Origin of the sequence: Burkholderia sp. JP2-270, from assembly GCF_003233675.1 — a bacterium.
Classification (GTDB): Bacteria; Pseudomonadota; Gammaproteobacteria; order Burkholderiales; family Burkholderiaceae; genus Burkholderia; species Burkholderia pyrrocinia_C.
The window spans coordinates 1,145,377-1,166,868 of the sequence record NZ_CP029824.1 but is presented as its reverse complement, the minus strand read 5'-3'; the positions used below and the strand labels follow the sequence as shown (position 1 = coordinate 1,166,868).

Below are 21,492 nucleotides of genomic sequence, written 5' to 3'. Positions count from 1 at the left end.
AACCTTCGCGGCCCCGCTGCGGTCGAATCCGCTTTCGAACCCGCAGCGCGCCCGGCGGCGCCCCGCCGGGCCTGCTCCGGGCCCGGCTCATGGCACCTGTTCGCCGCTTTTCGCGGCGTTCCACTGAGTTATCGGACGAACAGTTATACTTGTCCGCTAAATCCCCGCTACCGCCACGCGCTTCCCGACCGCACCAGACTCTCTATGCGAATGAAATTGAAGAACATCGGCCTGATTGCCGCGGGCCTCGCCACGGGCGTGTTCGCCACGCTGCAGATTTCCGCGTCGGCCGAGCAGACCGCCACGGCACCGCTTCCCCTCGACCAGCTGCGCCTGTTCGCGGAAGTATTCGGCCAGATCAAGCGCGAGTACGTCGAACCGGTCGACGACAAGAAGCTGCTGACGGCGGCGATCAAGGGCATGGTGTCGAGCCTCGACCCGCACTCGTCGTTCCTCGACAAGACCGACTATGACGAGCTGCAGGAGCAGACGAAGGGCCGCTTCGCGGGTCTCGGCATCGAGATCTCGCAGGAAGACGGCCTCGTCAAGGTGATCTCGCCGATCGAGGACACCCCCGCATTCCGCGCCGGCATCCGTCCGGGCGACCTGATCACGCGCATCAACGACAAGCCGGTGCGCGGCATGACGCTCGACAAGGCCGTCAAGCAGATGCGCGGCGAGCCGGGCACCAAGGTCACGCTGACGATCTTCCGCAAGAGCGACGACCGCACGTTCCCGGTCACGGTCACGCGCGCGATCATCAGGGTCCAGAGCGTGAAGATGAAGATGCTCGACCCCGGCTACGCATACATCCGCATCACGAGCTTCCAGGAGCGCACGACGCCCGATCTCGCCGCGAAGCTGCAGGACATCGCGCGCCAGCAGCCGAACCTGAAGGGCCTGGTCCTCGACCTGCGCAACAACGGCGGCGGCCTGCTGCAGAGCGCGGTCGGCGTTGCCGGCGCGTTCCTGCCGCCCGACTCCGTCGTCGTGTCGACCAACGGCCAGATCCCCGATTCGAAGCAGGTCTACCGCGATACGTACGACAACTATCGCCTGCCGTCCTTCGACGGCGATCCGCTGAAGAACCTGCCGCCGGTCTTCAAGACCGTGCCGATGATCGTGCTGACGAACGCGTATTCGGCGTCCGCGTCGGAAATCGTCGCCGGCGCGCTGCAGGATTCGAAGCGCGCGCAGATCATGGGCAAGACGACGTTCGGCAAGGGCTCGGTGCAGACGGTCCGCCCGATGACGGCCGACACCGCGCTGCGCCTGACGACCGCGTACTACTACACGCCGAGCGGCCGCTCGATCCAGAACAAGGGCATCACGCCCGACGTGCCGGTCGATCAGTACGCGGACGGCGATCCGGACGACGTGCTCGTGACGCGCGAGGTCGACTACACGAACCACCTCGCGAACACGCAGGACCCGAACGAGAAGAAGGAGCAGGAAGAACGCGAGCAGCGCCGGATGGATCAACTGCGCATCCTCGAAGAGCAGAACGACAAGAAGACGCCGGAGCAACGCCAGAAGGATCGCGATCGCAAGCCGATCGAGTTCGGCAGCGCCGACGACTTCATGATGCAGCAGGCGCTCAACAAGCTCGAAGGCAAGACCGTCCAGGAATCGAAGTCGCTGCTCGCCGAGAGCACGACGAAGAGCCCGGCCGGCAAGGCTGCCGCGGTCTCGAAGGCATCGGGCGCGAACGCGAAGCCGGCTTCCGCACCGAAGCCCGCGTCGGCGCCGAAGTAAGCGCCGGCCGGCATCCGACGGGCCATCGCGGGAAGACCGCGATGGCCCGTTTTTCATGTGCGCCTAGAATACGCAGATACGTCCGCGCCGCCGGCGGCGGCATGCTTCGCCCGATCTCCCCATGAACGACGATCAACTCCTTCGCTACTCCCGCCACATCCTCGTCGATGAAATCGGCATCGACGCGCAGCAGCGCTTTCTCGATGCGCACGCGATCGTCGTCGGCGCGGGCGGCCTCGGCTCGCCTGCCGCGATGTACCTCGCGGCATCGGGAGTCGGCACGATCACGCTCGTCGACGCCGATACGGTCGACCTCACGAACCTGCAGCGGCAGATCCTGCACGTGACGGCATCGGTCGGCCGCGCCAAGGTCGAATCGGGGCGCGACGCGCTCGCGCAACTGAACCCCGAGGTGAAGGTGAACGCGGTCGCGGAGCGCGTCGACGACGCGTGGCTCGACGCGCACGTGCCGGGCGCGACCGTCGTGCTCGACTGCACCGACAACTTCGCGACGCGGCACGCGATCAACCGCGCGTGCGTCGCGCACGGTGTGCCGCTCGTGTCGGGCGCCGCGCTGCGCTTCGACGGCCAGATCAGCACGTTCGATTTCCGCGACGCGGCCGCGCCCTGCTATGCGTGCGTGTTTCCGGAAGACCAGCCGTTCGAGGAAGTCGCGTGCGCGACGATGGGCGTGTTCGCGCCGACGGTCGGGATCATCGGTGCGATGCAGGCCGCCGAAGCGCTGCGCGTGATCGGCGAAATCGGCACGACGCTCAGCGGACGGCTGATGATGCTCGATTCACTGCGGATGGAATGGACGACGATGAAAATCGCGCGCCAGGCCGACTGCCCCGTGTGCGGGGGCCGGCACTGACGCGCGTCGGATGCATGCGCCGGCCGGCACATGCATGACACTTCACGGCAGTTAGCGGCGACGCGGGCGCCTGCGTGGCATAAGCGGCCTAAGCGGCCGCGTCCGCATCCGCGCGCGGCTCGGCGACCGACAGCCGCTTCAGCGCCGCCTGCACTTCCTCCGGCTCGAATGCGGCAAGCACGTCGGCCGTCGGTTTCTCGAGCGCCTTCAGGTGCGCGCGCAGGATCTCCTGCTTCACGACGAGCAGCTGGCTCGGGTGCATCGAGAACTCGGTGAGCCCCATCCCGAGCAACAGGCGCGTGAGCGCCGGATCGCCCGCCATCTCGCCGCACACCGACACGGACACGCCCGCGCGCTTCGCTTCGCGCAACGTATAGGAGATCAGGTGCAGCACGGCCGGATGCAGCGGGTCGTACAGGTGCGCGACCGCGTTGTCCGCGCGATCGATCGCGAGCGTGTACTGGATCAGGTCGTTCGTGCCGATCGACAGGAAATCGAACCGCTTCAGGAACAGCGGCAGCGCGATCGCCGCGGCCGGAATCTCGATCATCGCGCCGATGCGCACGTTCGGATCGTATGCGAGCCCCGCGTCGTCGAGCTGGCGCTTCGCCTCGCGGATCAGATCGAGCGTCTGGTCGATCTCCTGCGCATGCGCGAGCATCGGGATCAGGATCTTCACCTGGCCGAACGCGGATGCGCGCAGGATCGCGCGCAACTGCGTCAGGAACATCTGCGGCTCGGACAGGCTCCAGCGGATCGCGCGCAGGCCGAGCGCCGGGTTCGGCGCCGTCTCGTAGCCCTCGTCAAGCGCCTCGAGCGGCTTGTCCGCGCCGACGTCGATCGTGCGGATCGTCACCGGCATGCCCTTCATCCACTCGACGGCCCGCTTGTATGCGGCGAACTGCTCCTCCTCTTCCGGCATCTCCTTCTGATGCATGAACAGGAATTCGGAGCGGAACAGGCCGACGCCGACCGCGCCGGCGTCGACGGCAGCCTTCGCATCGTCGGGCAGCTCGATGTTCGCGTACAGGTCGATCTTGGTGCCGCACAACGTTTGCGTCGGCGAGAATTTCAGGCGCTGCAGCTTGCGTTGCTCGAGCAGCTTCTCGGACTGGCGGTACGAATATTCCTCGAGGACGATCGGCGCGGGATCGACGATCACGATGCCCTGGTCGCCGTCGACGATGATCAGGTCGTCCTGGCGGATCAGCGAGCTCGCGTGCTGCACGCCGACCGCGGCCGGAATGCCGAGGCTGCGCGCGACGATCGCCGTGTGCGACGTGCGGCCGCCGAGGTCGGTGACGAACGCCTGGAACGACTGCGTCTTGAACTGCATCATGTCGGCCGGCGCGATGTCGTGCGCGACGACGATCATCTCGTTGGTGCCGTTCGCGGCCGCGCGGTCGAGCGCCTGCGACGCGGACGGCGCACCGGCGAGCGCCTTCAGCACGCGCTCGACCACCTGCTCGATGTCGGCCTTGCGCTCGCGCAGGTATTCGTCCTCGATGTCGTCGAAGTGGCGCGTGAGCAGCTCGAGCTGCTCGGTCAGCGCCCACTCGACGTTGTAGCGGCGCGTGCGGATCAGGTCGATGGTTTCCTGCACGAGCATCGCGTCGCTCAGGATCATCATGTGGACGTCGATGAATGCGCCCACTTCGCTCGGCGTATCGTCGGTCAGGTCGGCGCGCAGCGCTTCGAGTTCGTGATGCACGACTTCGAGCGCCGTGCGGAAACGCTCGACCTCGGCGTCGATCTGGTTCGCCTCGATCAGGTAATGGGCGACGTCGAGCGCCGCCGGCGCGATCAGATACGCTCGCCCGATCGCGATACCTCTTGAGACGGGAATGCCTTGCAGCGTGAAGGACACGCGCACCTCCTCTGTACAAGTAAAGCCGCGGCACACTGCTGCGATGCGCTTATGACCCCGGTTAGCGATTATAAATTCCGCGACTCCCTGTTGACTGCATGCAGCGCAGCATTGCGCATTCGGCACCAATGCTTCCGGCGAAAAAAATGCCGCGAAATCCGCGGCATTCTGGCTGGAAACGGCAACGATCCCGCGCGACGATCACTGGCCTTCGCCGAACTTGTCGGCGATCAGCTTCAGCAGCGCGTCCATCGCTTCCCGCTCGTCGGACCCTTCGGTCTCGATCGTCACGGTGCTGCCGATGCCCGCCGCCAGCATCATCACGCCCATGATGCTCTTCGCATTGATCTTGCGCCCGTTGCGTGTCATCCAGACTTCCGACTGGAAATTGCCGGCCAGTTGCGTAAGCTTGGCCGATGCGCGCGCATGGAGCCCCAATTTATTGACGATAGTGGTTTCTTGTTGAAGCATGATTCTCGGTCGGGTCGGTCGGAGCCGCCGGCGGTGCGCGTCGGCGGTGCTGTCTAAAACGAAAAACGCAGTGATCAGTGCGATTCGGTGCGCGGTTGCGGTTCGGGCGGAATCGGCGCGCACTGGCCGCAGCCGGCTTCCGTCGGCGGCGGCGGCGTGCCGGCCGCCACTTCGTGGACGCCCTTCGCGCCACCGGACAGCGCCTTGTCGACGAGCTTGTCGAGCGGCACGGTGCGATAGCAGACGGCCCGCACGAGCATCGGCAGGTTCACGCCCGCCAGCACGCGCACGTTGTCGATCTTCGCGAGCTGGCCCGCGATGTTGGCGGGCGTCGCGCCGTACATGTCGGTCAGTACGACCACGCCGTTCTCTTCCTTGAGACGCGCGAGCTCCGCGTGCGCGAACGCCATCACCTGGGTCGGATCGCTGTCCGCCATCACGTCGATACAGCCGATGCGCGCGGGCACGCCGCCGTAGATGTGCGCGATGCAGTCCCGCAGCGCGGTGGCGAGCGGTGCGTGCGCGATGATCAGGATCCCGGCCATGTCAGATCGCTCCCTGCCGCCCCTGGCGGGCCGATACCCCGCGGCGGGGCAATGAGCGTAGCGAGTGTGGGAAACGTTTCATGTTCAGCCTTGCAACAGTGTCGGCCCGACCGCCGGGCCTTCGGTGCGCCGATCACGGCACCGGGCAAGCGGGCATTGTAGCAGGCCGGTCAAGCTGCTCCGGCGACGGGGGACCTGCGCGGGCCGCCGCCGGGGTTGCGCGGGAAAACGGCCTACGCGGCCGCACGCTCCAGCGCGTCGATGAACATCGCGGCGACGTCGAAGCCGGTCTGCTCCATGATCTCGCGGAAACACGTCGGACTGGTGACGTTCACCTCGGTCAGCCAGTCGCCGATCGCATCGAGGCCGACCAGCAGCAGCCCGCGCGACGCGAGCACGGGCCCGAGCGTCCCGGCGATCTCGCGATCGCGGGCAGTCAGCGGCTGCGCGACGCCGAGCCCGCCCGCGGCGAGATTGCCGCGCACCTCGCTGCCCTGCGGAATCCGCGCGAGCGAATACGGCACGGGCTCGCCCGCGATCAGCAGGATCCGCTTGTCGCCGGCCTTGATCTCGGGAATGAACTTCTGAATCATCAGCGAGCGCGTGCCGTCGTGGCCGAGCATCTCGATGATCGCGCCGAGATTCATCCCGTCGGCCTTCACGCGGAACACGCCCATCCCGCCCATCCCGTCGAGCGGCTTCACGATCACGTCGCCGTGCTCGGCGTGGAACGCGCGCAACCGCGCGGCATCGCGCGTGACCAGCGTCGGCGCGACGAATTGCGGAAACTCGCCGATCGCCAGCTTCTCCGAATGGTCGCGGATCGACTGCGGCTTGTTGAACACGCGTGCGCCAGCACGCTCGGCAAGTTCGAGCATCCACGTGGCCGTCACGTACTCCATGTCGAACGGCGGATCCTTGCGCATCAGCACCGCGCCGAACGACGTCATCAGACGCGATTCGTGCGCGGCCGCCTCGTACCACGGATGGCGATGCAGGTCGGCCGTATCGCCGACGATCGTCACGCGCTGCACGTCCGCCTCGACGCCCGACCCCGTCCACGCAAGCTGGTGCGGCTCGCACGTGTAGATCACGTGCCCGCGCCGCGCAGCCTCCGCCATCATCGCGTAGGTCGAATCCTTGTAGATCTTGAAGCGCTCGAGCGGGTCGGCGATAAAGAGAATGTCCATGCGGGTCCTGTACGTAGCGAAGGTCCGTTACACCTGGATGGCTTCGGGATCGGTCTTTTCCAGTTCGATCGACGACGCGATCAGCGACAGCCGCGCGACGACGCCGTACATGTAGAAACGGTTCGGCGGCGCGGCGCCCGGCTTGGCGCCGGCATCCGGCAGCGCGGTGTGCTCGAAGCCGAGCGGCACGTAGTGCATGCCGGGCGCGTTCAGGTTCTGGTCGCGCTCGCGGCCGCCGTGCGTGCGGTAGAAGCCGCCGACCACGTAGCGGTCGATCATGTACACGACGGGCTCGGCCACTTCGTCGCCGACGCGCTCGAACGTATAGACGCCTTCCTGCACGATCACGTCGCGCACCGCGAGGCCGGCCTTCGACTCGGCCATCTGCGCGCGCTCGGCCTTCGACATGCGGCCGATCTCGGCTGCGTCGTGCACGGTCATCACGCCGCGCCCCGCCGTGCCCGCGTCGGCCTTCACGACGACGTACGGCTTCTCGCTGATCCCGTATTCGCGGTACTTGCGCGCGATCTTCTTCAGCACGCCGTCGATCGCGTCGGCGAGCGCCTGCTCGCCTTCATGCGCCTGCCAGTCGACACCCTCGACGTGCGCGAAATACGGATTCACCATCCACGGATCGACGCCGACCATCTTCGCGAACTTCTTCGCGACGTCGTCGTAGCACGAGAAGTGCGTCGACTTGCGGCGCACGGCCCAACCCGCGTGCAGCGGCGGCAGCAGGTACTGCTCGTGCAGGTTTTCCAGCACGGCCGGGATGCCGGCCGACAGGTCGTTGTTCAGCAGGATCGAGCACGGATCGAAATTCTTCAGGCCGAGGCGGCGCTGCGAACGCTCGAGCGGTTCGAGCACGATCTTCTGGCCGTCGGCCAGCGTGATCGGCGTCATGTCGGTGATGCTCGGGTCGAGCGAGCCGAAGCGCACGTTCAGGCCGGCCTGGCGCATGATCGTCGCGAGCCGCGCGACGTTTTCCAGGTAGAACGCGTTGCGGGTCGGCAGCTCGGGAATCACGAGCAGGTTCTTCGCGTCCGGGCAGATCTTCTCGATCGCGGCCATCGCGGCCTGCACGGCGAGCGGCAGCACCTCGGACGGCAGATTGTTGAACGCGCCGGGGAACAGGTTCGCGTCGACGGGCGCCAGCTTGAAGCCGGCGTTGCGCAGGTCCACCGAACAATAGAACGGCGGGGTGTGTTCCTGCCATTCGAGCCTGAACCAGCGTTCGATCGCAGGCGTCGCGTCGAGGATCTTCCGCTCGAGTTCGAGCAGCGGACCGTTCAGCGCGGTAACGAGGTGGGGAACCATGAATCACTCGCGAGCGGGAGAATGAAGATTGTAGAGCAATTGCCCTGTCCATTTGGGGATTGTTCCCGGCTTCGCAAGGGTTTGGAGGAAGTTTTCGGCTATTGACCCGATAGCGCGAAGGGTTATGCGCTACGGCAGCACGCGGCAGGAGAAAAAAAGCCCGCCGGGTGGGCGGGCCGAAGTCGCTGCGCTCATTCGTGGCGGGCACCGTCTCCGCGGCTGCCCGCCGTGCATCCTTATGACTTATTCGACATGCTCGCCGTGCAGGATCACGTCGAGGCCTTCGCGCTCTTCCTCTTCGGACACGCGCAAGCCCATCGTCAGGTCGATCAGCTTCAGCAGCACGAAGCTCAGCACGCCGCTGTAGACCAGCGTGATCAGCACGCCCTTCGCCTGCAGCAGCAGGCTGCCGTCGAAGCCGCCGATGTCCTTGACCGCGAACACGCCCGTCAGCAGCGCGCCGAGAATCCCGCCCACGCCGTGCACGCCGAACGCGTCGAGCGAATCGTCGTAGCCGAGCTTCGACTTGAGCCACGTGGCCGACCAGAAGCAGATCACGCCCGCCGCGATGCCGATCACGAGCGCGCCCGCCACGCCGACGAAGCCGGCGGCCGGCGTGATCGCCACGAGACCCGCGACCGCGCCCGACACGATGCCGAGCACCGACGGCTTGCCCTTCGCGATCCATTCGGCAAACATCCAGCCGAGCGCCGCGCAGGCCGTCGCCACTTGCGTGGTCAGCATCGCGAAGCCGGCACGGCCGTCGGCTGCGACCGCGGAGCCCGCGTTGAAGCCGAACCAGCCGACCCACAGCATCGAACCGCCGATCATCGTCAGCACGAGGTTGTGCGGCGCCATCGATTCGCGACCGTAGCCGACGCGCTTGCCGAGCACCAGGCACGACACGAGGCCCGCGATACCGGCGTTGATGTGCACCACCGTGCCGCCCGCGAAGTCGAGCACGCCGTCGGCCGACAGCCAGCCGGTCGGCTCCCACACCATGTGCGCGATCGGCACATAGACGATCAGCGACCAGAGCGTCATGAACACGAGCATCGCCGAGAACTTCATCCGGTCGGCGAACGCACCGCAGATCAGCGCCGGCGTGATGATCGCGAACGTCATCTGGTAGACGAAGTAGACCGATTCCGGAATCGTCGTCGCCAGGTGGCTGACGGTCAGCGTCGTCGCCTTGTCGCCCTTGATGTAGTTCATCCCGTGCAGGAACACGCGCGACAGGCCGCCGATGAAGCCGTTGCCCGGCGTGAACGCGAGGCTGTAGCCGACCACCGTCCACAGCACCGTGATCACCGCGGTGATCGCGAAGCTCTGCATCACGGTCGCGAGCACGTTCTTCTTGCGGACCATGCCGGCGTAGAACAGCGCGAGGCCGGGGATCGTCATGAACAGCACGAGCGCGGTGGAGGTCAGCATCCACGCGGTGTCGCCGGCGCTGATCTTCGACGAATCGACGGAGAACGGGGCGGTCGGCGCGGCGGGGGCGGCCGGCGCGGACGCGGCGGCGGCGGCCGACGCGTCGGCGGCGCCCGAAGCCGGTGCGGCGGCAGCTGCTGCGGCGGATGCGTCGGTTGCAGCCGGCGCCGAAGCTGCCGGAGCAGCGGCAGCCGATGCGTCGGAAGCCGTTGCGGCGGGCGCGGACGCAGCCGCGGCGGACGCCGCGTCGTCGGCGAGCGCGGGGCCGACGCCGGCCGCGATCAGCGAGCCGGCCATCAGCAGGGACATCAGAAGTTTGCGCATCTTGGGTTTCCTCTTGTCGCTTGTCTTGTCTGTTCTGTTACAGCGCGTCAGCGCCTGTCTCCCCGGTGCGAATCCGGATCACTTGTTCGATCGGCGTGACGAAGATCTTGCCGTCGCCGATCTTGCCGGTGCGCGCGGCCCGCTCGATCGCCTCGACCGCCTGGTCGACGAGATCGTCGGACACGGCCGCCTCGATCTTCATCTTCGGCAGGAAATCGACAACGTATTCGGCGCCGCGATACAGCTCGGTATGCCCCTTCTGGCGCCCGAACCCTTTCACCTCCGTCACCGTGATACCCGAGACGCCGAGCGCCGACAGCGCTTCGCGCGTCTCATCGAGCTTGAACGGCTTGATGATTGCGGTAATGAGTTTCATGAAGTCCTCTCGCTGGGTTGTCCCGTCGAATTGGTTGGAATGTTGTAACGGACTCTTCTCAGCAACTCGCATGCCATGTTCGTCCGAGTGCCGGCTCGAAGGGCTCTGTAACGGGGTCGCATCCCGTGATGTAAGGCGCGGAAGCCCGGCCGAATGGCCAACATGGCCCGGTTTGCTGGCGCGGCGAAAGGATCGTTGCTAGAGTGCACGCACGTCCCGGCTCGCCGGGACATTCACCCATGCGGGCGCCATGCCCGGAATTCGCGCTCCGGGCGCACCATTTCCGGTCATGCGTGCATCATGGGCACGTACGCAACTGAAGATGCACAATTTTTGTGCAAGGAAGGGGAATCACATGAAGCAACCCAGCGACGTTTTCCACGATCTGCAGTCGCGCGTCAGCGACCTGCTGAAAAACTCGCCGGCCAAGGACGTCGAGCGCAACGTGAAGGCCATGCTGTCGCAAGGCTTCTCGAAGCTCGATCTCGTCACGCGCGAGGAATTCGACACGCAGGCGCAGGTGCTCGCCCGCACCCGCGTGCGCCTCGAGGAACTCGAAAAGCGCGTCGCGGAGCTCGAGCAGAAGCTCGCGGCACCGCAGGCCTGACGCCCGCCACCCGACCGCAAGGTCCGGGCGCGGGCCGCCTCGCGCGGCCCGCGCCCGCCGCCCCGAAGCCGTACCGTCGTTCTTCGTAGTCCGTCGTTCTTCGTAGTCCGTCGCTCTTCGCAGTCCGTCGTTCCGCAGTCCCTCGTTCTTTCCCCGCGCCACGCCGGCAAGCGCGCACCGATTCCTCCGATTCCCGCGGCGTGCGGCCCCGAACGGCCGTCGCCCGTCTGTTTACAGGAGCCTCGCCATGTCGCTCGCCGTGGTGCGCAGTCGCGCGCCCGCATCCGGCCGCGCGCCGGACGTCACCGTCGAAGTCCATCTCGCCAACGGCTTGCCGTCGTTCTCGATCGTCGGCCTGCCCGATCTCGAAGTCCGCGAAAGCCGCGAGCGCGTCCGCGCCGCGCTGCAGAACTGCGGCTTCGAATTCCCCGTGCGCCGCATCACCGTCAACCTCGCGCCGGCCGATCTGCCGAAGGAGTCGGGCCGGTTCGACCTGCCGATCGCGCTCGGCATCCTCGCCGCGAACGGCCAGATCCCGGCCGACGCGCTGGCCGGCCGCGAATTCGCGGGCGAGCTGTCGCTGACCGGCGCGCTGCGGCCGATGCGCGGCGCGTTCGCGATGGCGTGCGGCGCGGCACGGGACTGGCGCGCGGGCGAACCCGGATCGGGCCTCGGTTCCGGCCCGGGCCCGGATTCGGTCGCCCTGTCCGGCTCCGCGGCAACGGCGCGCCCGCCCGAGCTGTACCTGCCGCTCGACAGCGCGGCCGAGGCGGCGCTCGTGCCGGGCGTCACGGTGTTCGGCGCGCCCGACCTGCCCGCGCTGTGCGCACACCTCGCCGATGCGCCCGACGGGCGACTGATGCCGGTCGCGGCGCCCTGTCTCGACGGCCTGCCGGCACCGGCCGCGCCCGACCTCGCGGACGTGGTCGGCCAGCGCGGTGCCCGGCGCGCGCTGGAAGTCGCCGCCGCGGGCGGTCATCACATGCTGATGGTCGGCCCGCCGGGGGCGGGCAAGTCGATGCTGGCCGCGCGGTTGGCCGGCCTCCTGCCGCCGCTGACCGACGACGAGGCGCTGACGTCGGCCGCGCTCCTTTCCGCGAGCCGCCTCGGCTTCTCGCCCGCGCAGTGGCGCCGGCGGCCGTTCCGCGCGCCGCATCATTCGTCGAGCGCCGCCGCGCTGGTCGGCGGCCGCAACCCGCCGCAGCCGGGCGAAATCACGCTCGCGCACCTCGGCGTGCTGTTCCTCGACGAACTGCCGGAATTCGACCGGCACGTGCTCGAGATGCTGCGCGAGCCGCTGGAAGCCGGCCGCATCACGATCTCGCGCGCGGCGCAGCAAGCCGACTTCCCGGCCGCGTGCCAGCTGATCGCCGCGATGAACCCGTGCCCGTGCGGCTGGCACGGCGATCCGTCCGGGCGCTGCCGCTGCACGCCGGACGTCGCCGCGCGCTACCTGCGCAAGCTGTCGGGGCCGCTCGTCGACCGCATCGACATCCAGATCGACCTGCCCGCGCTGTCGCCGGCCGAACTCGCGTCGCGCGCGTCGACACCCGGCGAGCCGAGCGCAGCGGTGGCCGCGCGGGTTGCTCAGGCGCGCGCGCTGCAGCTCGGCCGGCAGGGCAAGACGAATCACATGCTGAGCGGCCGCGAGACCGACGACCTGTGCCGGCCGACCGACGAAGGCGAGCGGCTGCTGCGCGAAGCCGGCGAGCGCTTCGGCTGGTCGGCGCGCGCGTATTTTCGCGTGCTGAAGGTCGCGCGGACGATCGCCGACCTGGCCGGCGACCCGCTGCCGACGGCCGCGCAGATCGCCGAGGCGATCCGCTACCGGCGCGTGCTTACGTCGCTCTGAGCGCCTTCGGAGGACAAAATCCGGCTGTCAAGACTTGACTTATGCACAATTTAGCTAATCTGGCCGCGGATCATGGCTTGCCGGGGCCCGCCCATCGCAAAATTCGTATCCCTTTGTTTTTATTGAATTTCCCCAAAAACAGAACGAGCAGGAAAACGGGCCGGAGGGCCACCCGGTGCGGCTCAGCGGGAAATCCGGCCGACTTTTCAACAAAGTTATCCACATGCGCTGTGGATAGCCGAAAAAAAAACTCGCAAAATCCGCTGACTAGCGCCGAAAGCTACGAATGAACTTTCAGTTGTCACACAGTGTCTGAGCGCCCTCTCCGGCCGTCGTCAGTCGAGTTTGAACGAGCCGAAAAACTGGTCGAACTGCTCCTGGGCGAGCGGCCCGTCGGCGATCACGACAGCCTGGTACGCGTGCCGGCCGCGCGCGGCAAGCCGCGCGACGATCGTCTTGCGCGCGCGATCGCCGCCTGCCGCCGCGCCCGCGATGCGCAGCTCGAGCCCGTTCACCGCGCCGCCGGCCGCGAGCGGCACGGGCACCGAAGCCGTCTGCGGCGCGCCTTCGAGGTTGCGTGACAGCCCGGCGCGCAAGAACTCGAGCGCCGCGCGGCGCGTGTCGTCGCGGTCGTCGGGCAGCGTCAGCGTGCCGACCGCGAACACCGCGCCGTCGACGTGCGCGGCCTGCATCCGCATCGGCATCGACGTGCCGCCGATCGCAACCGGCTGCTCCTCGACGGTCGGCTTCGCCGGCAGGTCGATCGTGTAGCCGGCGTCGTTGTGCAGCGTGCGCCAGTCGTACGACGGCGAGCACGCGGCCAGCACGGCGCTCGCGCAGGCGAGCGCGGCGAAGTGTCGCAGCGGACGAAACAGGGGGCGCAACGAATCGAAGACTTCCTTCGGCATGGCGTGGGTCGGGCAGGCAAAAAGGGCCATTATCCGCCGAACGTGAAAACCGGGATGCGTGGCAGCCGCCGGTGCGCGCGCCGCATTCGCGCTAAAATGGGCGCCGAATTTCGACGTCCTTTGCATTGCATTGATCCGCGTCATCGACCGACTCCGAGAGCACCGCAGATGAACACCACGCCTCCCGCCCGCCGCAGCGCCGGCCCCGCCCGCTACATCGTCGCGGCCGTCGTCGTCGCGGCCATCGCCGTAGCCGGCTTCTTCGCGTTCAACGGCAAGTCCAGCGCGCCGGACGCGACGTTCACGCTGCTGTCGGGCCAGAAGGTCTCGACCGCCGGCGACCTGAAGGGCAAGGTTTATCTCGTGAACTTCTGGGCGACGAGCTGCGCGACCTGCATGCAGGAAATGCCGCAGATGGTCGATACCTATAACCGCTTCAAGGGTCAGGGGCTGGAATTCGTCGCGGTCGCGATGAACTACGATCCGCCGATGTACGTCGCGAACTACGCGCAGACGCGCCAGCTGCCGTTCAAGGTCGCGCTCGACGACGGCAGCGTCGCGAAGCAGTTCGGCAACGTGCAGCTCACGCCGACGACCTTCGTCGTCGACAGGAACGGCAAGATCCTGAAGCGCTACGTCGGCGCACCGCAGTTCGCGGAACTCGACGCGCTGCTCAAGAAGGCGCTCGACAGCAACGCGGCCTGAGCGCCGCCCGACAACAACTCGAAGGGCCGCGCGCAGCGCCCTTCCCCGACAACGGACCGCACGACCGGCCAGCCCGGTTCCGCGGTCCGTTTGCTTTTCAGCGCTCGGTTTCGCCTTTCGCCGACAGCCCGTAGCGCTTCATCTTCTCGTACAGCGTCGCCTTGCCGACATGCAGCCGGTCGGCGGTCGCGGCGACCGCCCCGCCCGTCTGGTTCAGTGCCTCGGCAATCACCGCACGCTCGAACTGCTCGATGCGCTCCTTCAGCGTCTGCTCGTTGTCGGCATCGTCGCCGCCCGCGCCCGTTTCCTGCGGCATGTCGGCCACGCCGAGCACGAAGCGGTCGGCCGCGTTGTGCAGCTCGCGCACGTTGCCGGGCCAGTCCCGCTGTATCAGGCTCGCGCGCTGCCGGTCGGTCAGCACGGGCGCGGGCCGCCCGTAGCGCACGGCCGCGTCGAGCATGAAGTGCTCGAACAGCGGCACGATGTCCTCGCGGCGCTCGGCGAGCGGCGGCAGCGCGATCGTCACGACGTTGAGCCGGTACAGCAGGTCGCGCCGGAACGTGCCGGCCGCGACGAGTTCGCTCATGTCGCCCTTCGCGGCCGCGACGACGCGGCAGTTCACGCGGATCGGCTGGTTCGAGCCGAGCCGCTCCAGCACGCCGTCCTGCAGCACCCGCAGCAGCTTCACCTGCAGCGCGAGCGGCATGCTTTCGATTTCGTCGAGGAACAGCGTGCCGCCGGACGCGTATTCGAGCTTGCCGACACGCCGCTTCGCGGCGCCGGTGAACGCGCCGGGCTCGTAGCCGAACATTTCCGACTCGAACATCGGCTCGGGCAGCGCGCCGCAATTCACCGCGATGAACGGCTTGTCGCGGCGCGGCGACAGCTCGTGCAGGCTGCGCGCGATCAGTTCCTTGCCGGCGCCCGTGTCGCCGTTGATCAGCACCGACGCGTCGGTCGGCGCGACGTTCGCGATCAGCTTGCGCACCTGCTCGATCGCGGGGCTGCGGCCGATGATGCGCGGCGCGACGACGTTCTGCCCGGCCAGCTCGCGCCGCAGCGCATGGTTCTCGAGCACGAGCTCGCGCCGCTCGAGCGCGCGGCGCACCGTCTCGATCAGGCGCTCGGCCGCGAACGGCTTTTCGATGAAGTCGTATGCGCCGTCGCGCATCGCCTGCACGGCCATCGAGATGTCGCCGTGCCCGGTGACGAGGATCACGGGCACGTCGGGCACGCGCTCGCGGCACTGCGCGAGCACGTCGAGCCCGCTTGCGCCGGGCAGCCGGATGTCGCTGACGATCGCGCCCGCGGTGTCCGCGACGATCGCCTTCTCGGCCGCTTCGGCCGACTCGAAGCCGGCGACGTCGAAGCCCGCCAGCTGAAGGCTCTGCACGCTCGCCCGGCGAACGAGCGCATCGTCTTCGATATAGATCACTTGCAGCCGGTTGGCCATCGTACTCACTTGCTCCTGACGGGCCGCGCGGCAGTGTTGCGTGCGCGGCGGCGTTGATGCCGGTCGTTCGCCGACCGGGCCTAGTGCGAGCCCGCCGGCTCGGACACGGAGTCCGGATGATGCGTGCGCGCGCGCCGCAGCGTCAAGACGAACAGCGCGCCGCCCGACGGCGCGTTGCGCGCGGTCAGCGCACCGCCCGCGTCGCTCGCGATCGACGACGAAATCGCGAGGCCGAGCCCGAGCCCGCGCCCCATTTCCTTGGTCGTGAAGAACGGCTCGAACAGGCGCGGCAACAGGTCGGGCGCGATGCCGGGGCCGTTGTCGCGCACCTCGACCGCGAGCGTCGCGGCCGACACCACGATCGTCACTTCGATCGCGGGCGCCGCGATGCCCGCGACCGCGTCGAGTGCGTTGCCGAGCAGGTTGATCAGCACCTGCTCGAGGCGCAGGTCCTCGCAACGTGCGACGAGCTCGGGGTAGTCGCGCGCCAGATCGAGCGGCACGCCGTGCACGGGCGATACGGTCGCGTCCTGCAGCGTCAGCGTGAGCGTGACGCCGCGCAGGCGATCGCCGAGCAGCGCCAGCACGCTGCGCAGCGCACGCACGACGAGCGCCCGCTCGTTGCGCGGCTTCGCGCGGCCGACGAACAGCTTCAACTGGTTCGTGATCTTGCCCATCCGCTCGGTGAGCGCGGCGATCGCCTCGAGGTTCTCGCGCGCGGCCGCCTGCTCGCCGCGATCGAGCAGCACGCGCGTGTTGTCCGAGAAGCTGCGCAGCGCCGCGAGCGGCTGGTTCAGTTCGTGCGTGATGCCGGCCGCCATCTGGCCGAGCGCGGCCAGCTTGCTCGCCTGGATCAGTTCGTCGTGCGCGGCGCGCAGCTCCTGCTCCGCGCGGATCCGGTCGCCGACTTCCTTCTGCAACTGCTCGTTCGCTTCCGACAGGTCGGCCGTGCGTTCCTCGACGCGCCGGTTCAGCTCCGCGTACGCCTGCTGCAGCAGCGCGCGGCCGCGGATCATTTCGCGCACGCGCGCGCGGCGCATCCGCCAGTAGAACGCGAGCAGCGCGACCGACACGAAACCGAAGCCCGTGACGATCGTCGCGTTGCGCGCATCGGCGTCGATCGGCGCGATCGGCGCGAGCGTGACGAGCAGCCAGTCGGGCTCGCCGATCCGCCGCTTGCTGGCCAGGAAGCGCGGCGCGCGCAGGCCCGCGCCGAGGCGCACGATCTCCGCATCGGCGCCGAGCGTCTGCTCGATGCGCAGCGGCAGCGGTGTGACGGGCTGCTGCGCGTACTGGCGCGTCTCGTAGATCGACGCGGCCACGGGCCCCGTCAACGGCCGCAGCGTGTGGTACTTCCACGCGGGCACCGACGACAGGAACACGACGCCGTGATCGTCCGCGACGACGAGCGGCTCGGACGCATCGGCGCCCTGGAACCATTCAAGATTGAGCTTCACGACCACGACGCCCGCGATCTTGCCGTCGCGCCATACGGGCTGCGAGATGTAGTAGCCGGGATCGCGCGAGATGGTGCCGATCCCGAAGAAGCGGCCGACCCGGCCGTTCATCGCGTCGAGGAAGTAGGGGCGGAAACGGTATTCGATCCCGACGAAGCTGTCGGGCGCGCGCCAGTTGCTGGCGGCGACGCACAGGCCGTCCGCGCCGATCACGTAGGTGACGGTCGCGTGCGCGTGTTCGTTGAGATCTTCGAGATAGCGGTTGACGCGCGCGGTGTAGTCGCCGCGCTTCGGCTCGGCGAGCAGGTCCTGCACATACGGATGGCTGCCGAGCAGATAGGGCAGCGATTCGTAGCGGTCGAGCGTGCTCTTGAGCGCGTTGGTGGTGCGGTCGACGCGCACCGCGGCGTTGCGCTGCAGCTCGGCGACGCCGCGTTGCCAGGTAATCGTCCACGTCAGCGCGCACGCCGCGACGAGCGCGGCGGCAAGCACGACGAGGATGAGCAGGCGGCGCTTCACGGTCGAGGCTTCCTGGCGATGCGGATCGCCTATTGTGTCATAGGCCTCGCTGTCAACGCCTCGGCCGCCGCGTGCCGCGCCGCCGGCGGGCGGTGCCGCCGCCTGCTCCTTCACGACGTCAGACGCCGGCCGTCTCGGTCGCCGAGACTTCGCCGCCGCCCTTCAGCGCCTGGCGCAGCTTGTTGCGGTCGAGCTCCTTCTCCCAGGCGGACACGACGACCGTCGCGACGCCGTTGCCGACGATGTTGGTCAGCGCGCGGCATTCGCTCATGAAGCGGTCGATGCCGAGGATCAGCACCATCCCCGACAGCGGGATCGTCGGCACGACGGCCAGCGTCGCGGCGAGCGTGATGAAGCCCGCGCCCGTCACGCCGCTCGCGCCCTTCGACGTCAGCATCGCGACCGCCAGCAGCGTGAGCTGCTGCATCCACGTCAGTTCGATGTTGGTCGCCTGCGCGATGAACAGCACGGCCATCGTCATGTAGATGTTGGTGCCGTCGAGGTTGAACGAATAGCCGGTCGGCACGACGAGGCCGACGACCGAACGCGAGCAGCCGGCCTTCTCGAGCTTTTCCATCAGCTGCGGCAGCGCGGCTTCCGACGAGCTCGTGCCGAGCACGATCAGCAGCTCTTCCTTGATGTAGGACACGAAGCGGATGATCGAGAAGCCCGTGACGCGCGCGATCGCGCCGAGCACGACGAGCACGAACACGACCGACGTCAGGTAGAACGTGCCGATCAGCTTGAGCAGCGGCACCAGCGAGCCGACGCCGTACTTGCCGATCGTGAACGCCATCGCGCCGAACGCGCCGATCGGCGCCAGCTTCGTGACGATGTGCACGATGCCGAACAGCACGCGCGTGAGCCCGTCGATGAAGTCGGTGACGACCTTGCCGCGTTCGCCGAGGTGCGCGAGCACGCTGCCGAACAAGAGCGCGATCAGCAGGATCTGCAGGATTTCGCCTTGCGCGAACGCGTCGACCATCGTGTTCGGGATGATGTGCATCAGGAAGTCGACCGTCGACTGCCCGTGCGCCTTCGCCGCGTACGACGCGACGGCCTTGCCGTCGAGCGTCGCCGGATCGATGTTGAAGCCGACGCCCGGACGCAGGATGTGCGTGGCCGCGAGGCCGAGCAGCAGCGCGAAGGTCGACACGACCTCGAAGTACAGCAGCGCCTTGCCGCCGACGCGGCCGACCTTCTTCATGTCCTCCATGCCGGCGATGCCGGTGACGACCGTACAGAAGATGATCGGACCGATCACCATCTTGATCAGCTTGATGAACCCGTCGCCGAGCGGCTTCATGTCGGTGGCGAGCGCCGGGTAGAAGTGGCCGAGGATCACGCCGACGATGATGGCGAAGATCACCTGCACATAGAGCACTTTGTAGAAGGGTTTCTTCTTCACGATGGTTCCTGCTGAAGTAGATGAGCCGGTGGAAACGGCGTCACGCGCGCGGGCGAATGCCAGGGGAGTCACTCGCCCGCGCGGCTGCCGTGCCGCAACAAGCGATGCCTCACGACATCCGGAGGGGGAGGAAGGCTGTGGTCATCGATTGTCTCCTTGGTTTAATAGTCAGGCCGAGTGGGCGGCCGTGCGTTTTATATCGCAAGGTCGATGCCAGGTTTCCGTAACCCCTCAAACCATTGTTTTCATTGTATTTCTCATAATGCGGCAGACAAGGAAATCCGGGATTCCGGATTTCCGGAAAATATCCGTCCGGCGATCCGGACGGATGGGCAATTTGATCAGACGAATCAGTGCTGGACGGCCTCGCCGGCCAGCAGGCCGGTTTGCGCGTAGAACTCCTGCTGCGCGAACGCGTCGCGCTCGCGCCGCGCGCGCTCGCCGCGATCCGCGAGCGAGCCGACGACGATCCCGATGAACGCGAGCGGCACCGACACGAGCGCCGGGTTGTCGAGGAATACCGGCGCGTGTGCGTGGTGCAGCACGTCGACCCATACCGACTTCGACAGCACCGTGAGCACCACCGCCGACACGAGGCCGAGGCCGCCGCCGAGCACCGCGCCGCGCGTCGTCATCCCGCGCCAGAAGATCGACATCGCGAGCACCGGGAAATTCGCGCTCGCGGCCACCGCCGCGACGAGCCCGACCATGAACGCGACGTTCACGTGCTCGAACAGGATCGACAACCCGATCGCGACGGCCGACAGCGCGATCGTCGCCGCGCGCGAGATGCGCATCTCCAGGCGCTCGTCGGGCTTGCCGCGCGCCCACATCTGCGCATACAGGTCGTGCGAGATCGTCGTCGCGCCGGCGAGCGTCAGGCCCGCGACCACCGCGAGGATCGTCGCGAACGTGACGGCCGCGATGAAGCCGTAGAACCAGTTCCCGCCGACCGCCTGCGCGAGCTTCACCGCGACCATGTTCGAGCCGCCGAGCAGGTCGTGCGTGAGGTTGAACGTGCCGTTCGCGCCGAGCTTGAAGAACTCGGGATGCTGCGCGAGCAGCACGATCGCCGAGAAGCCGATCACGAAGGTCAGCAGGTAGAAGTAGCCGATGAAGCCGGTCGCGTAGAGCACCGACTTGCGCGCCTCCTTCGCGTTCGGCACCGTGAAGAAGCGCATCAGGATGTGCGGGAAGCCGGCCGTGCCGAACATCAGCGCGATGCCGAGCGACAGCGCGTTGGCCGGATCGCGGATCAGCTTGCCGGGCCCCATGATGCCGAGCGCGCCCGGATGCACGGCCACCGCGCGGCGGAACATCTCGTCGACGCTGAAGCCGAATTCGCCGAGCGCGAGCAATACCAGCAGCGTCGCGCCGCACAGCAGCAGCACGGCCTTGATCACCTGCACCCAGGTGGTCGCGGTCATCCCGCCGAAGAACACGTAGACCACCATCAGCATGCCGACGATCAGCTCCGCCGTGCCGTACGACATCCCGAACAGCAGCTGGATCAGCTTGCCCGCGCCGACCATCTGCACGACGAGGTACAGCACGACGATCGTCAGCGCGTTCGCTGAAGTCAGCAGCCGGATCGGCCGTTGCGCGAAGCGGTACGCGACGACGTCGACGAACGTGAACTTGCCGAGGTTGCGCAGCGGCTCGGCGATCAGGAACATCACGAACGGCCAGCCGACCAGAAAGCCGATCGAATAGATGAGCCCGTCGAAGCCGAACATGAACACCATCCCCGACAGCCCGAGGAACGACGCGGCCGACATGTAGTCGCCCGCGATCGCGAGGCCGTTCTGCAGCCCGGTGATGCCGCCGCCGGCCGTGTAGAAGTCGCGTGTCGAGCGCGTGCGGCGCGCCGCCCAGCGCGTGAGTGCGAGCGTCGCGAACACGAACGCGAAGAACATCCCGATCGCGACCGGGTTCAGCTCGACCTTGTCGGGCATCGGGCCCGCGACCGATACCGCATGCGCGGCGGAGGAAACGAGAGTGGCAAGCGCGCCGAGCGCGATCGATGTGCGTCGCATGTCGGCCTCCGTCAGGAACGCTGCAGGATCGCGTCGACCCGGCGGTCGAACGCACGATTCGCGCGCAGCACGTAGCACGCAGTCAGGCCGATCGCGACCAGGATGATCGCGACGCCCGCGGCGATCCCGACCGTCGTCGTCGCGCCACGGTACAGCGGCGCCGCGAGCACGTGCGGCGCGAGCGCGACGAGCAGGATGAAGCCGTAGTAGGTCGCGATCATCAGCGCCGTCAGCGTGAAGCTGAAGCGGCGCCGCGCGCGCACGAGTTGCTGGTAGTCGCGGCGCGCCGTGACCGATTCGATGACGGAAAGCTCCATGGTGTCTCCTGTGTCGACCGGAGTTAGCGCTTTAGCGCTTATTCCGGTCCCATGCTTCGCGGTCGACCGGAGTTGGC

General features: G+C 67.6%; 18 protein-coding genes. 5 read left to right on the top strand and 13 right to left on the bottom strand.

Annotated elements, in window-relative coordinates; all coding sequences use genetic code 11:
- The first annotated feature begins 204 nt into the window (after positions 1-204).
- On the top strand, positions 205-1,755 hold the full coding sequence (locus DM992_RS05580; protein WP_111016038.1) for a S41 family peptidase: 1,551 nt from the start codon (positions 205-207) through the stop codon (positions 1,753-1,755).
- 121 nt (positions 1,756-1,876) lie between these two features.
- Positions 1,877-2,629, top strand: coding sequence for a molybdopterin-synthase adenylyltransferase MoeB (gene moeB / locus DM992_RS05575; protein WP_111016037.1), 753 nt, complete (start codon positions 1,877-1,879; stop codon positions 2,627-2,629).
- Positions 2,630-2,717: 88 nt separating this feature from the next.
- On the opposite strand, the gene ptsP is transcribed toward moeB, so the two are convergent.
- From ptsP to DM992_RS05540, 7 genes are all read right to left on the bottom strand, one after another.
- On the bottom strand, positions 2,718-4,496 hold the full coding sequence (gene ptsP, locus DM992_RS05570; RefSeq protein WP_111017815.1) for a phosphoenolpyruvate--protein phosphotransferase: 1,779 nt from the start codon (positions 4,494-4,496) through the stop codon (positions 2,718-2,720).
- A gap of 201 nt (positions 4,497-4,697) precedes the next feature.
- Positions 4,698-4,967 carry an HPr family phosphocarrier protein gene (locus DM992_RS05565; RefSeq protein ID WP_031401331.1) on the bottom strand — a complete coding sequence of 90 codons (270 nt, stop codon included), beginning with the start codon at positions 4,965-4,967 and terminating at the stop codon, positions 4,698-4,700.
- Between the two features lie 74 nt (positions 4,968-5,041).
- Positions 5,042-5,512, bottom strand: a complete 471-nt coding sequence (locus tag DM992_RS05560) for a PTS fructose transporter subunit IIA (RefSeq protein WP_034179121.1) — start codon at positions 5,510-5,512, stop codon at positions 5,042-5,044.
- Between the two features lie 233 nt (positions 5,513-5,745).
- Positions 5,746-6,702 carry a glutathione synthase gene (gene gshB / locus DM992_RS05555; RefSeq protein WP_111016036.1) on the bottom strand — a complete coding sequence of 319 codons (957 nt, stop codon included), beginning with the start codon at positions 6,700-6,702 and terminating at the stop codon, positions 5,746-5,748.
- Positions 6,703-6,729: 27 nt separating this feature from the next.
- Entirely contained in the window at positions 6,730-8,019 is a 1,290-nt protein-coding gene (gene gshA, locus DM992_RS05550) for a glutamate--cysteine ligase (protein ID WP_034179123.1), read from the bottom strand.
- A 243-nt stretch (positions 8,020-8,262) separates the two neighbouring features.
- The gene (locus DM992_RS05545) at positions 8,263-9,777 is read right to left on the bottom strand and encodes an ammonium transporter (protein WP_111016035.1); all 1,515 of its coding nucleotides are present in this window, start codon (positions 9,775-9,777) and stop codon (positions 8,263-8,265) included.
- A gap of 37 nt (positions 9,778-9,814) precedes the next feature.
- Complete coding sequence (locus tag DM992_RS05540; RefSeq protein ID WP_006398175.1) at positions 9,815-10,153, bottom strand: P-II family nitrogen regulator; 339 nt, start codon at positions 10,151-10,153, stop codon at positions 9,815-9,817.
- A gap of 355 nt (positions 10,154-10,508) precedes the next feature.
- Between DM992_RS05540 and DM992_RS05535 the strand changes: the two genes are divergently transcribed.
- Positions 10,509-10,760, top strand: a complete 252-nt coding sequence (locus DM992_RS05535) for an accessory factor UbiK family protein (RefSeq protein WP_034179125.1) — start codon at positions 10,509-10,511, stop codon at positions 10,758-10,760.
- 247 nt (positions 10,761-11,007) lie between these two features.
- Positions 11,008-12,612 carry a YifB family Mg chelatase-like AAA ATPase gene (locus tag DM992_RS05530; RefSeq protein WP_111016034.1) on the top strand — a complete coding sequence of 535 codons (1,605 nt, stop codon included), beginning with the start codon at positions 11,008-11,010 and terminating at the stop codon, positions 12,610-12,612.
- 335 nt (positions 12,613-12,947) lie between these two features.
- Here the strand turns inward: DM992_RS05530 and DM992_RS05525 are convergent, their stop codons facing one another.
- Positions 12,948-13,520, bottom strand: coding sequence for a hypothetical protein (locus DM992_RS05525; protein WP_111016033.1), 573 nt, complete (start codon positions 13,518-13,520; stop codon positions 12,948-12,950).
- A 168-nt stretch (positions 13,521-13,688) separates the two neighbouring features.
- Here DM992_RS05525 and DM992_RS05520 point away from each other — a divergent pair, with 168 nt between their 5' ends.
- Complete coding sequence (locus DM992_RS05520; protein ID WP_111016032.1) at positions 13,689-14,225, top strand: TlpA disulfide reductase family protein; 537 nt, start codon at positions 13,689-13,691, stop codon at positions 14,223-14,225.
- A 97-nt stretch (positions 14,226-14,322) separates the two neighbouring features.
- Here DM992_RS05520 and DM992_RS05515 read toward each other — a convergent pair whose 3' ends face one another.
- The 5 genes from DM992_RS05515 to DM992_RS05495 all read right to left on the bottom strand — a co-directional run bounded on the left by DM992_RS05515 (position 14,323) and on the right by DM992_RS05495 (position 21,415).
- Positions 14,323-15,678: a sigma-54 dependent transcriptional regulator gene (locus DM992_RS05515; protein ID WP_111016031.1), complete on the bottom strand. Its 1,356-nt coding sequence runs from the start codon at positions 15,676-15,678 to the stop codon at positions 14,323-14,325.
- Between the two features lie 80 nt (positions 15,679-15,758).
- Positions 15,759-17,768 carry an ATP-binding protein gene (locus tag DM992_RS05510; protein WP_111016030.1) on the bottom strand — a complete coding sequence of 670 codons (2,010 nt, stop codon included), beginning with the start codon at positions 17,766-17,768 and terminating at the stop codon, positions 15,759-15,761.
- Between the two features lie 4 nt (positions 17,769-17,772).
- A complete protein-coding gene (locus tag DM992_RS05505; RefSeq protein ID WP_111016029.1) occupies positions 17,773-19,062 on the bottom strand; it encodes a dicarboxylate/amino acid:cation symporter in 1,290 nt (429 codons plus the stop codon).
- Positions 19,063-19,412: 350 nt separating this feature from the next.
- Complete coding sequence (locus tag DM992_RS05500) at positions 19,413-21,098, bottom strand: cation acetate symporter (protein WP_111016028.1); 1,686 nt, start codon at positions 21,096-21,098, stop codon at positions 19,413-19,415.
- An 11-nt stretch (positions 21,099-21,109) separates the two neighbouring features.
- Positions 21,110-21,415, bottom strand: a complete 306-nt coding sequence (locus DM992_RS05495; RefSeq protein ID WP_014895931.1) for a DUF485 domain-containing protein — start codon at positions 21,413-21,415, stop codon at positions 21,110-21,112.
- Positions 21,416-21,492: the final 77 nt, after the last annotated feature.

What these genes read in the sequence shown, in the direction of transcription:
- DM992_RS05515 (WP_111016031.1), bottom strand. Translation starts at nt 15,678, where the DNA reads ATGGCCAACCGGCTGCAAGTGATCTATATCGAAGACGATGCGCTCGTT.
- DM992_RS05530 (WP_111016034.1), top strand. Translation starts at nt 11,008, where the DNA reads ATGTCGCTCGCCGTGGTGCGCAGTCGCGCGCCCGCATCCGGCCGCGCG.
- DM992_RS05565 (WP_031401331.1), bottom strand. Translation starts at nt 4,967, where the DNA reads ATGCTTCAACAAGAAACCACTATCGTCAATAAATTGGGGCTCCATGCG.
- DM992_RS05560 (WP_034179121.1), bottom strand. Translation starts at nt 5,512, where the DNA reads ATGGCCGGGATCCTGATCATCGCGCACGCACCGCTCGCCACCGCGCTG.
- DM992_RS05495 (WP_014895931.1), bottom strand. Translation starts at nt 21,415, where the DNA reads ATGGAGCTTTCCGTCATCGAATCGGTCACGGCGCGCCGCGACTACCAG.
- DM992_RS05500 (WP_111016028.1), bottom strand. Translation starts at nt 21,098, where the DNA reads ATGCGACGCACATCGATCGCGCTCGGCGCGCTTGCCACTCTCGTTTCC.
- moeB (WP_111016037.1), top strand. Translation starts at nt 1,877, where the DNA reads ATGAACGACGATCAACTCCTTCGCTACTCCCGCCACATCCTCGTCGAT.
- DM992_RS05580 (WP_111016038.1), top strand. Translation starts at nt 205, where the DNA reads ATGCGAATGAAATTGAAGAACATCGGCCTGATTGCCGCGGGCCTCGCC.
- gshB (WP_111016036.1), bottom strand. Translation starts at nt 6,702, where the DNA reads ATGGACATTCTCTTTATCGCCGACCCGCTCGAGCGCTTCAAGATCTAC.
- gshA (WP_034179123.1), bottom strand. Translation starts at nt 8,019, where the DNA reads ATGGTTCCCCACCTCGTTACCGCGCTGAACGGTCCGCTGCTCGAACTC.
- DM992_RS05520 (WP_111016032.1), top strand. Translation starts at nt 13,689, where the DNA reads ATGAACACCACGCCTCCCGCCCGCCGCAGCGCCGGCCCCGCCCGCTAC.
- DM992_RS05535 (WP_034179125.1), top strand. Translation starts at nt 10,509, where the DNA reads ATGAAGCAACCCAGCGACGTTTTCCACGATCTGCAGTCGCGCGTCAGC.
- DM992_RS05540 (WP_006398175.1), bottom strand. Translation starts at nt 10,153, where the DNA reads ATGAAACTCATTACCGCAATCATCAAGCCGTTCAAGCTCGATGAGACG.
- DM992_RS05525 (WP_111016033.1), bottom strand. Translation starts at nt 13,520, where the DNA reads ATGCCGAAGGAAGTCTTCGATTCGTTGCGCCCCCTGTTTCGTCCGCTG.
- DM992_RS05545 (WP_111016035.1), bottom strand. Translation starts at nt 9,777, where the DNA reads ATGCGCAAACTTCTGATGTCCCTGCTGATGGCCGGCTCGCTGATCGCG.